A 9,447-nucleotide genomic window follows, 5' to 3' on the forward strand; every position below is an offset into this window, starting at 1 on the left:
ATGTCCCTCGTCACGGCCGAAAGACGTTACGCAGCCGAGGAACTGGAGGCCCGCGTCCGGTCGCGCGCGGCCGGTCTGCACGCCGCCGGGGTGCGCGCGGGCGACCGGGTGGCGGTGCTGGCGCACAACGGCGCCGAGGTGGTCGAGGTGGTGCTGGCGTGCTGGCGCTCCGGGCTGGTCGTCGTGCCGGTGAACCCGCAGCTGACCCCGGGCGAGCTGGCCGCCGTGCTGGCCGACGCCCGACCCCGGGCGGTCGTCACCGACCGGGACGCCGTCGACGGTCATCGGGTGCTGCCGGTCGACGTCGCCTCACGCGGCGCCGTGCCGCCCGAGGTGACCGGCGGGCTCCTGCTCTACACCTCCGGCAGCACCGGCCAACCCCGCGGTGTGGTCAGCGGTCTGCTCACGCCCGGCGAGCCGTGGGCCCGGGCCCGGCGCAGGCTCACCGCGTTGACCCTGGACCCCTGGCGGTTGCCCGCCGACGGGGTGGTGCTGCTGGCCGGACCGTGGCACCACGCCGCGCCGCTGTTCTTCGGGCTCTTCCCGCTGCTGCTGGGTTCCCGGCTGGTGGTGCTCGACCGACCGCGACCGCACGAGCTGCTGGCGACCGTCGACGCCGAGCGGGTCACGCACGCGCACCTCGTGCCGACCCAGTTGGTCCGGGCGCTGGCGGTCCGCGCGGACGTGCCGTTCGACGGCGGCTCGCTGCGCCGGGTGTGGCACGGCGGCGGCCCGTGCCCGCCCGAGGTCAGGCGCGCCGTCGTGGACTGGTGGGGACCGGTGCTCACGGAGTACTACGGCGCCACCGAGGCGGGCATCGTCACGCTCACCGCGCCGGACACCCCGGAGGGTTCGGTGGGTCGGCCGGTCGCCGGCACGGAGGTGCTGATCCTGGCCGATGGGAACGCCGTCGCGCCCGGCGAGGTCGGCGAGGTGTGGGTGCGGCGCGCCGGTCGGACGTTCACCTGCGGTGACGAGGGTCGGCTCGACGCGGCGGGCAACCTCCACCTGACCGGGCGCTCGGCGATCCTCACCGGCGGGGTGACCGTGCGGCCGGCCGAGGTGGCGGCCGTGCTGCGGGACCACCCGGAGGTGATCGACACGGTCGTGTTCGGCTTCCCGGACGAGGAGTTCGGCGCCCTCGTCGCCGCGGTGGTCGTGCCCGTGCACCCGGCCCGGCCCGGGCTCGCCGGCGACCTGGACGCGCACTGCCGCACCCGGCTCGCCGCGTACAAGGTGCCGCGCGGCTACGGGTTCGTGCCCGAGCTGCCGCGCGACCACGCGGGCAAGCTGCGCGCCGCCGGGTTGCGGGCGGCTATCGGAACCTGGCCGGGAACCGCGTCACGCCGTTGACGAAGGTCGAGGCCAGCCGGGTCGGCTCGGCCAGCGGCTCGAACCCGCGCAGGTGCGGCCGCAGTTCGTCCAGCAGCACCGTCACCTCCAACGCGGCCAGGTGCGCGCCGAGGCAGTAGTGCGGCCCGGCGCCGAACGCCAGGTGCGGGTTCGGGGTGCGGCCCAGGTCGAGCCGGTCGGGCTCGGCCACCACGGTCTCGTCGCGGTTGGCGGAGGCGAAGTACAGCACCACCCGGTCGCCGCGCCGCACCGGTTGGTCCGCGAGCACGCAGTCCCGGGTGGCGGTGCGGCGGAACTGGCTGATCGGGGTGATCCAGCGGACCAGCTCGGCCACCGCCGACGAGGTCAGGCCGGGGTCGGCGACCAGCCGGTCCCGCTCGGCGGGGTGCGCGGCCAGCACGTGCAGGCCATTGCCGATCAAGTGCCGGGTGGTTTCGTTGCCCGCCACCACCAGCAGCAGCAACAGCGCGCAGAAGTCGCCCACCGACAGCGCCGACGCCATCCGCCCCACGAGGTCGTCGCGCCCGCGCCGGCGCTGGTCCTCGGCCAGGTCGACCGCGTACCGGTACAAACCCGCGACCGCCCGCTGCGCCTCGGGCGCGCCGCCGAACCGGGGGTCGTCGAAGCCGACCAGGGCGTTGCTCCACCGCAGCATCAGCGCCCGGTCGGCCGCCGGCACGCCCAGCAGGTCGCACAGCACCAGCAGCGGAAGTTCGGCCGCCAGGTCGGCGACCACGTCCACCTCGCCGGCACCCACCACGGCCTCGACCAGCCGCCGCGCGTGCGCCCGCACGGACTCCCGCAGCCCGCCGACCGCGCGCGGGGTGAACAACGGCGTCAACACCCGGCGCAGGTCCCGGTGCCGGTCGCCGTCGAGGTCGACCAGCATCCGCCGACCGCCGGGTACGTCGTGCAGGAACGCGCCCTGGGCCTGCGAGGAGAACAGCGCGGTGTCGCGGGACGCGGCGGAGATGTCGGCGTGCCGCGTCACGGCCCAGAAACCGGCGTCGACCCACGCCACCGGCCGTTCCCGCCGCAACCGGGCGAACAGCGCGTGCGGCACACCCCCGGTGAACGTGGCCGGATCGCCCAGGGCGTCGGCGGTCAGCACTCCCTCAGCCGGCACGGCACACCCCCGCCGCCCGCAGGCGGCCGTCGTCGTCCACCCCGGACACCGCGACGGTGCCGGGGACCTCGAGTGCGGCGGCCACCGCGAGCGCGACGATCCCGGTGGCCCCGTACGCGTCCCAGTCGGGCAGTTCCAGGCTCGTCGCGTCCGGCGGCGGCACGACCAGCGAGGCGCTTCCGCCGCCGGGCGTCAGCACGACGCAGGCCGCGCCGGCCACCAGCGCGCCACCGTGCAACCGGGTGGCGACCGGGTCGTCGGGTTCCGCGCCGACCAGCACGACGCGATCGGCCCGCCCGGCGCGGACCAACCCGAGGGCGACGTCCACCGCGTCCCACGCCGAGCCCGCGCCGGAGCACAGCAGCAGGTTGGGCCCGCCGAACCCGTACCGGATGGCGATGGTGGTGGCGATGACGTTGCTCGAGGCGTTGGGCGCGTCCATCGGGCTGACGTGCCGCCACGACTCGTCCCGCACGGTCCGCACGATCCGGTCGACGGCCTCGGCGGTGCCCAGGTTGGCGCTGACCACGACGGCGGTGCGCGGATCGGGCGCACCGGGCGGCCCCAGCGCGGCCCGCACCGCGCACAACGCGAGCCGGGTGGCGGGCTCGACCCCGAGCAACCCCCGCCCCAGCACCTCTTTCGCCCGTGCGGCCGGACACGCGCCACCGAGCCCGGCGACCGCTTCGGCCTCCACCCCGTCCAGCAGCACTCGTGGGGCGGGACCCGGCACGTGCACACCCCACGCCGTGATGCCCACGTGGTCGGTGGCGGTGCTCGGGGTGGTCGACGGGCCGTTCGCGCTCGGCAGTCGCAGCACCGTCACCGCGTTCACGCCGCCGAAGCCGAACGCGTCGACCTGGGCCACCCGGGGTGTCGCCGGCGTCGGCGCGGTCACCAGCCGCAGCGGCACGGCGGGCGTGCGCAACCCGACCACCGGCGGCACCACCCCCGCGCGCAGGGCCCGGGCCGCGAGCACCACCGCCACCAGCGCGGCACCGCCCGAGGTGTGCCCGACGGCCCCCTTGCACGCCGTCACCACCGGCCCGTCACCCAGCACCGCGCGGATCGCCTCGGCTTCGGCCGGATCGTTCAACGCGGTGCCGGAACCGTGCGCCACCACCAGGTCCACCTCGTCGGCCCGCACTCCCGCCCGGGTCAGCGCGTCCCGCATGGCCCGCGCGATGCCCTCCGGGTGCGGCGCCGTCGGGTGGTGCGCGTCGCAGGACAACCCGGTCGCCACCACCTCGGCCAGCGGCGCGGGCGAGGACCGCCGCAGCACCACGGCCACCGCCCCTTCACCCAGCACGACACCCGCCCGCTCCGCGTCGAACGGCCGCAACACCTCGGCCCCCGGCGCGGCCCGACCGACGCACGCGAGCATCGACTCGCTCACCGAGTCCGTCGCCGCGACCACGACCACGTCCGCCTCGCCCGCCTCCAACAGGTCCTGCCCGAGCGCCAACGCGTGCCCACCCGCACTGCACGCGTTCACCACGGTCGTGACCCGAACCCCCGGCAGGACCTCCCGCACCACCGCCCCGAAGTGCAACCGCTCCACCGCCGGCGGCTCTCCGGTCGCGAGTTCGACCGTCCGCGTCTCCCGCAACCCGGTCCCCACCACCACCCGCACCCGCTCCCGCGCCGGATCGACCCCCACCGCGACCTCGCGCACGCACTCCGCCAACCACGCGCTCGCCGCGAACGGCACACCGGTGCCCGGAGCGTGGTAGGCGTGCCCGACGTTCACCGCACCCACCCCGCGCAACGGCCCGACACCGCACCGCCCGGCCACCCACGCGTCGAACGTGGCCTCGGCGTCACCGAAGCAGGACCGCACCGAGTCAGCGCACAACACCACCGCCACCACCCCACCCCCACACCGCTCCGCCGCCCGCCGACCGCCCGGTGACCGTGGTGTCAGCGCACCACACCACCACCCCGACCTCGCCGGTCGAACCGGCGGCGAGGGCGCTCCCGGCATTGGCGAAGCACGCCCACGCCGCCCCACCTCCGTGCCCACGCAGTCGCTTCGCCGTCGGCCGGGTGCGCCGCGAACACGCGGTCCGGCCCGGCGCGCCAGGTCCGCGTTCGGCCGGTGCGCCGCGCCACCCTCGCGCCACTTCGCCGTCCGCCGTCTGCTCGCCGAGAGTCGTTCCGGTGCAATCGAAGCGCGCCCGCACCGCCCCACCCCCGCATCCGGGCAGGTGTTCCGGTGTCGCCGAGCCGGGAGCACGCCGCCCCGCCGTTCCGTCTCCGTGAGATCCGCGCCGCCGCGTTGCCCTCGGTTGAGCGCGTGCTCGTGCCGGAGCCGTACCGCGCCACCCTCGCGCCACGTCGCCATCCGCCGTCTGCTCGCCGAGAGTCGTTGCGGTGCAACCGAAGCGCGCCCGCATCGCCCCACTCCCGCATCCGGGCCGGTGTTCCGGTGTCGCCGAGCCGGGAGCACGCGGCGTCACTGCTCCGCCTCCGTGAGACCCGCGCCGCCCTGCCGCCGCCGGGCGAGCGCGTGCTCGTGTCGGAGCCGTACGGCGCCACCCTCGCGCCACCTCGCCGTCCGCCGTCCGCTCGCCGAAAGTCTTTCCAGCGCAACCGAAGCGCGCCCGCACTGCCCCTCCGCAGCACCCGGGCCGGTGTTCCGGTGTCGCCGAGCCAAGACCGCGCCGCCCTGCCGCCGCAGGGTGAGCGCGGGCTCGTGTCGCTGCCGCCGACGCGGAACCGTGCCACACCGCTGCCCACTCGGCGACAGTCGTTACGGCGCGACCGACGTGCGAGCGTGCCGGGTCAGCGCGCACCGCCCCACCCCCGCAGCACCCACGCCGCCACGCCGCCGTCGGCCGACCACGCGGTGCACACCGCGACCCGGCCGTCGGCGACCTCGTCCCGCGCGGCCAGCACGGCCGCCGTGCGCAGGGCCGGGCCGGCTGCCTGGCAGTAGCCGAGCCAGTCGTCCACCGCCAGCACCGGCACCCCGCCCACCACCGCGATCACGGCGTCGGTTTCCGGGCCCGCTCCACCGACCGCCGCCAGCGCGACCTCCGCCGCCCGCACCCCGGCCGCCTCCAGCGCGCGCCGCAGGCACGACGCCAGCGCCTCGGTCATCGCGGCGGGGGACTGGTCGCCCGGGCGGTGGCCCGTCACGACCGCCAGCACCTCGGCCTCCACCGCGCGGCCGGCGGCGAGGACGTCCGCGGTCCGCTCCAGCACGAACACCGCCGCGCCCTCGCCGGGCACCGCGTCCGGGCGGCCCGCCCGCGCCAGCCACGCCGAGTGCGGGGTGTGCTCGGCCACCGCGCCGGTCAGCAGCAGGTCGGCCCGCCGGTGCCGCAACGCCGTCGCCGCGTACCGGACCGCCTGCGGGAAGGCCAGGTCCCCGCCCGCGACGGTGGCGTTGATCCCGGCCAAGCCGTACCGGATCGCCGCCTGGCCCGCCGCGCAGTTCATGATCGTGTTCGGGAACAGCGACGGCGGCACCAGGTACGGGCGCTGCGCCGTCATCGTCTCCGCGCTGAACTCGCTGGTCGACCGCTCGCTGCCGGCCGTCGTGCCGAGCACCACCCCGGCGCGGGCGCGCTGTTCGCCGTCCAGGTCGGCGGCGGCGTCGCGCAGGGCCAGCCCGCACGCCGTCACCGCGAACCCCGTCCACCGGTCGAACGTGCTGGTGCCCTTGCGACCCAGGCTCGCCCGCAGGTCGAAACCCCGGTGCACCACGGCCCGGCCCGCCGCCGAGTCGACCGGTTCCGGGCCGCGGCCGGTGCGCACGACCTCGGCCAGTGCCACCCGACCCTCGCCCGCGCCGGACAGCGCCGACCACCCGGTCACCGCGACCCCGGTCACGCGACCTCGCCGAACACCGTGATGGCGTTGTTGCCACCGAAGGCGAACCCGTTGTTCTGCGCCACCCGCACCCGCGCCGGCCTGCTCACCGGCACCACGTCCAGCGCCGCCAACTCACGATCGGGGGTGCGCCAGCCCGCGGTCGGCGGCAGGAACCCCTCGGCGATCGCCAGCACCGACGCGATCGCGCCGAACCCGCTGGCCGCGCCCATCGTGTGCCCCAGCACGGACTTCACCGAGCTGACCGGCGGCGGCACGTCGCCGAACACCTTGGTGATCGCGGCCGCCTCCACCGCGTCGTTGGCCCGGGTCCCGGTGCCGTGCGCGCAGATGTAGTCCACTTCGGACGGTCCGATCCCGGCGTGCGCGTGCGCCAGCCGGACGCACTCGGCGATGCTGTCCGGGTCGGGGGCCATGATGTGCCGGGCGTCGCAGTTCAGCCCGTACCCCAACAACTCCGCGTACACCCGCGCGCCGCGCGCGAGCGCCCGGTCCAGCGGCTCCAGCACCAGCGCCGAGCCGCCCTCGCCGGTGAGGATGCCCTCGCGGTCGGCGTCGAACGGCGTGCAGGCGTGCTCGGCCAGCGCGCCCAGCCGGTGGAAACCCGCGTGCGCCCACCGGCACACCGAGTCGGCGCCGCCCGCCACGACGACCTCCGCGTCGCCGTCGACGATCAGGTCGTAACCGCGGCCGATGGCGTAGTTGCTCGCCGAGCACGCGGTCGCGAGCGTCAGCGACTCGCCCTCGGCGGCCAGTTCCTCGCTCACCGCCCGGCTGATCCGACCCGCGGGCAGCGCGGTCGCCACCCCCGCCGGCACGGCCGGGAACCCGCCCGCCAGCACGGCCGCCGTCATCGCCTCCAGCTCCTGCGACTCGCCGCTGGTGGTGCCCATGACCACGGCGGTGCCGCCGCCTGCGGTGTCGGCCAACCCGGCGTCGTCCACGGCCAACCGCGCGGCGCAGGCCGCGAACAGGCTCGTGCGACCCCAGCCGCGCGGGTCGAGCCGGCGCAGCAGGCGCTCCGGGGCGAAGTCGGGCACCTCGCAGCCGTGCACGCGCGGGAAACCCGTGGTGTCGAAGGAGGTGATGGGCGCGGCGCCGGTGCGGCCGGCGCGCAGGGCGGCGGAGAACGCCGCCCGTCCGGTGCCCACGCTCGACACAGGGCCGAGCCCGGTGACCGCGACCCGGACCACGCTCACCACCCCGCGTAGCGGCCGAGGACGGCGTGCACGGCGAGCAGGTTCGTCATCGAGGCGAGCTCCGCCTGCGGGATCTCCACCTGGTAGCGCTTCTCGACCCGGGCCAGGATCTCGATGGCGCGCAAGGAGTCCGCGTCGTACTCGGCGACGAAGTCGGCGGTGTCCGACACCTCGTCGGGTTCCAGCTCGAACACCTCGGCGACGATCTCGCGCAGGTCGTCCAGGTGCTGCCGGGACGTCGTCATGGTCGTGGGTCCTCTCGGGTGGTGGGGATGGGAAGGTCGGTGCGCGGGCGGACGACGGCGAGGAACGACCCCATGACGGCCACCCGCCGATCGCCGACCCGGGTCGTGCCGGAGGCCGTGCTGACGCCCTCGCCGCCGTGCTCCAGCAGCACCTCGTGCCGCAGCACGTCGCCGGGGTAGACCGGGTGCTCCAGCACGCAGTCGCGCAGCGCGGCGAGCATCGGCAGCAGCCCGTCGGGCCGGCGGCCGCCGTGCAGCCACAGCACGGCGGCGGCCTGGCCGAACGACTCCAGCAACAGCGACACGGGGTAGGCGTACGCCGAGGCGGGCGCGGTGTCGGGGAGGTCGCGGTAGCACGGCTCGGTGACCGTGACGGCCTTCGTGGCGATCAGCCGCACGCCGGGTTCGATCGACTCGACGCGGTCGAGCAGGACCATCGGGTGCCGGTGGGGCAGCAGCGCTCTGATCCGGGCGTGGTCAAGCAACCTCGGCCTCCAGCCGCAGCCGGACCTGCGCCACCGGCGTGCCGTCGGCCTCCCGGACCACGTCCGCGCGCACCGCCCAGCCGGAGCCCGTCGTCGTCACGACCACGTCGAAGCGGACCACGTCGCCGGGCACCACCGGCGCGGTGAAGCGGGCCCGCTCGACCGCGGTCGTCCGGGTGGGTAACCCGGTGCCACCGGCCACGGCCTGGCCGACGCCCTCGATCAGGAAGACGCCCGGGAAGACCGGCGCGCCGGGGAAGTGCGCGGCCGTGTGCGGGTCGTCGGCCGTGATCGGGACGCGGGCGGTGATCCACCACCCGCTCTCGGTCTCCACCGCCGAGACCGGGCCGACGACGCGCAACGGCGCCGCCCGGTCGCCCGCCGCGAGGACGGCCGGCGCGGTCACGGCGCGACCATCCCGCCGTCGACCCGCAGCACCTGGCCGGTGATGTAGGAGGCGCGGTCGGACAGCAGGAACGCCACCGGCTCGGCGACCTCCGCCGCGCTGCCGAACCGGCCCAGCGGCACGCTCTCCCGCGCCGCCGCCCGACGCCGCGCGGGCAGCGCCGCGGTCATGTCCGTTTCGATGAACCCCGGCGCGACCACGTTGACCCGCGCGCCGTAGGGGGCCAACTCCTTGGCCAGGGACCGGCTCAGGCCGATGATCCCGGCCTTGGAGGCGGCGTAGTTCGTCTGACCCGCCAGGCCGTCCAGCCCGGAGATCGAGGACACCGCGACGATCGCGCCGCCACCGCGCTTCATGAACCGGAAACCCAGGGCGCGGCACACGTTCCACGCGCCGGTGAGGTTGGTGTCGAGCACCGCGGCCCAGTCCGCGGGCGGCATCAGCGCGATCGGGGCGTCCCGGGTGACGCCCGCGTTGCACACCACCGCCGTCACCTTCCCCAGTGCCTCCTCCGCCTCCGAGACGAAGGACTCGACCTCGGCCGCGTCGGCCACGTCGCACCGCGCGAAGTGGCAGGCCACGCCGAGCGCGGTGATGTCGTTCGAGGTCTTCTCGGCCGCCTCGCCCCCGACGCGGGAGCAGAAGGCGATGTCGTAGCCGTCGGCGGCGAGGCGGAGCGCCACCTCGCGCCCGATGCCGCGTGAGCCGCCCGTGACGAGGGCGCGGCCTACAGCCACCCGGTGGCCTCCTGTGGTCGGTGTGTGGGGTCGGACTTCCCGGACGCGCCACCGCGCGT

The 9,447-nt window shown here is 76.2% G+C and carries 9 protein-coding genes; 1 reads left to right on the plus strand and 8 read right to left on the minus strand.

The features are described from left to right. Complete coding sequence (locus AB0G50_RS28785) at positions 1 to 1,353, plus strand: AMP-binding protein (protein ID WP_360114445.1); 1,353 nt, start codon at positions 1 to 3, stop codon at positions 1,351 to 1,353. Here AB0G50_RS28785 and AB0G50_RS28790 read toward each other — a convergent pair. The 8 genes from AB0G50_RS28790 to fabG all read right to left on the minus strand — a co-directional run bounded on the left by AB0G50_RS28790 (position 1,316) and on the right by fabG (position 9,388). Further along, on the minus strand, positions 1,316 to 2,479 hold the full coding sequence (locus AB0G50_RS28790) for a cytochrome P450 (protein ID WP_360114448.1): 1,164 nt from the start codon (positions 2,477 to 2,479) through the stop codon (positions 1,316 to 1,318). The genes AB0G50_RS28785 and AB0G50_RS28790 overlap by 38 nt on opposite strands. Next, positions 2,469 to 4,346 (minus strand): beta-ketoacyl synthase N-terminal-like domain-containing protein, encoded by a 1,878-nt coding sequence (locus AB0G50_RS28795; RefSeq protein WP_360114451.1) that lies wholly within the window; start codon positions 4,344 to 4,346, stop codon positions 2,469 to 2,471. The genes AB0G50_RS28790 and AB0G50_RS28795 overlap by 11 nt, the downstream gene beginning before the upstream one ends. Positions 4,347 to 5,263: 917 nt before the next feature. Next, positions 5,264 to 6,316: a beta-ketoacyl synthase N-terminal-like domain-containing protein gene (locus AB0G50_RS28800; protein ID WP_360114454.1), complete on the minus strand. Its 1,053-nt coding sequence runs from the start codon at positions 6,314 to 6,316 to the stop codon at positions 5,264 to 5,266. Then, positions 6,313 to 7,509 carry a beta-ketoacyl-[acyl-carrier-protein] synthase family protein gene (locus AB0G50_RS28805; RefSeq protein ID WP_360114457.1) on the minus strand — a complete coding sequence of 399 codons (1,197 nt, stop codon included), beginning with the start codon at positions 7,507 to 7,509 and terminating at the stop codon, positions 6,313 to 6,315. The genes AB0G50_RS28800 and AB0G50_RS28805 overlap by 4 nt, the downstream gene beginning before the upstream one ends. Positions 7,510 to 7,511: 2 nt before the next feature. Further along, positions 7,512 to 7,760: an acyl carrier protein gene (locus AB0G50_RS28810; RefSeq protein WP_360114460.1), complete on the minus strand. Its 249-nt coding sequence runs from the start codon at positions 7,758 to 7,760 to the stop codon at positions 7,512 to 7,514. Then, a complete protein-coding gene (locus AB0G50_RS28815; RefSeq protein WP_360114463.1) occupies positions 7,757 to 8,245 on the minus strand; it encodes a beta-hydroxyacyl-ACP dehydratase in 489 nt (162 codons plus the stop codon). The genes AB0G50_RS28810 and AB0G50_RS28815 overlap by 4 nt, the downstream gene beginning before the upstream one ends. Beyond that, positions 8,238 to 8,651 (minus strand): 3-hydroxyacyl-ACP dehydratase FabZ family protein, encoded by a 414-nt coding sequence (locus AB0G50_RS28820; RefSeq protein ID WP_360114466.1) that lies wholly within the window; start codon positions 8,649 to 8,651, stop codon positions 8,238 to 8,240. Before AB0G50_RS28820 ends, AB0G50_RS28815 begins: the two co-directional genes overlap by 8 nt. Continuing rightward, positions 8,648 to 9,388 carry a 3-oxoacyl-ACP reductase FabG gene (fabG, locus tag AB0G50_RS28825; RefSeq protein WP_360114469.1) on the minus strand — a complete coding sequence of 247 codons (741 nt, stop codon included), beginning with the start codon at positions 9,386 to 9,388 and terminating at the stop codon, positions 8,648 to 8,650. Before fabG ends, AB0G50_RS28820 begins: the two co-directional genes overlap by 4 nt. Positions 9,389 to 9,447: the final 59 nt, after the last annotated feature.

Source organism: Actinosynnema sp. NPDC020468 (assembly GCF_040642015.1).
Taxonomy (GTDB): domain Bacteria; phylum Actinomycetota; class Actinomycetes; order Mycobacteriales; family Pseudonocardiaceae; genus Actinosynnema.

What these genes read in the sequence shown, in the direction of transcription:
- AB0G50_RS28810 (WP_360114460.1), bottom strand. Translation starts at nt 7,760, where the DNA reads ATGACGACGTCCCGGCAGCACCTGGACGACCTGCGCGAGATCGTCGCC.
- AB0G50_RS28785 (WP_360114445.1), top strand. Translation starts at nt 1, where the DNA reads ATGTCCCTCGTCACGGCCGAAAGACGTTACGCAGCCGAGGAACTGGAG.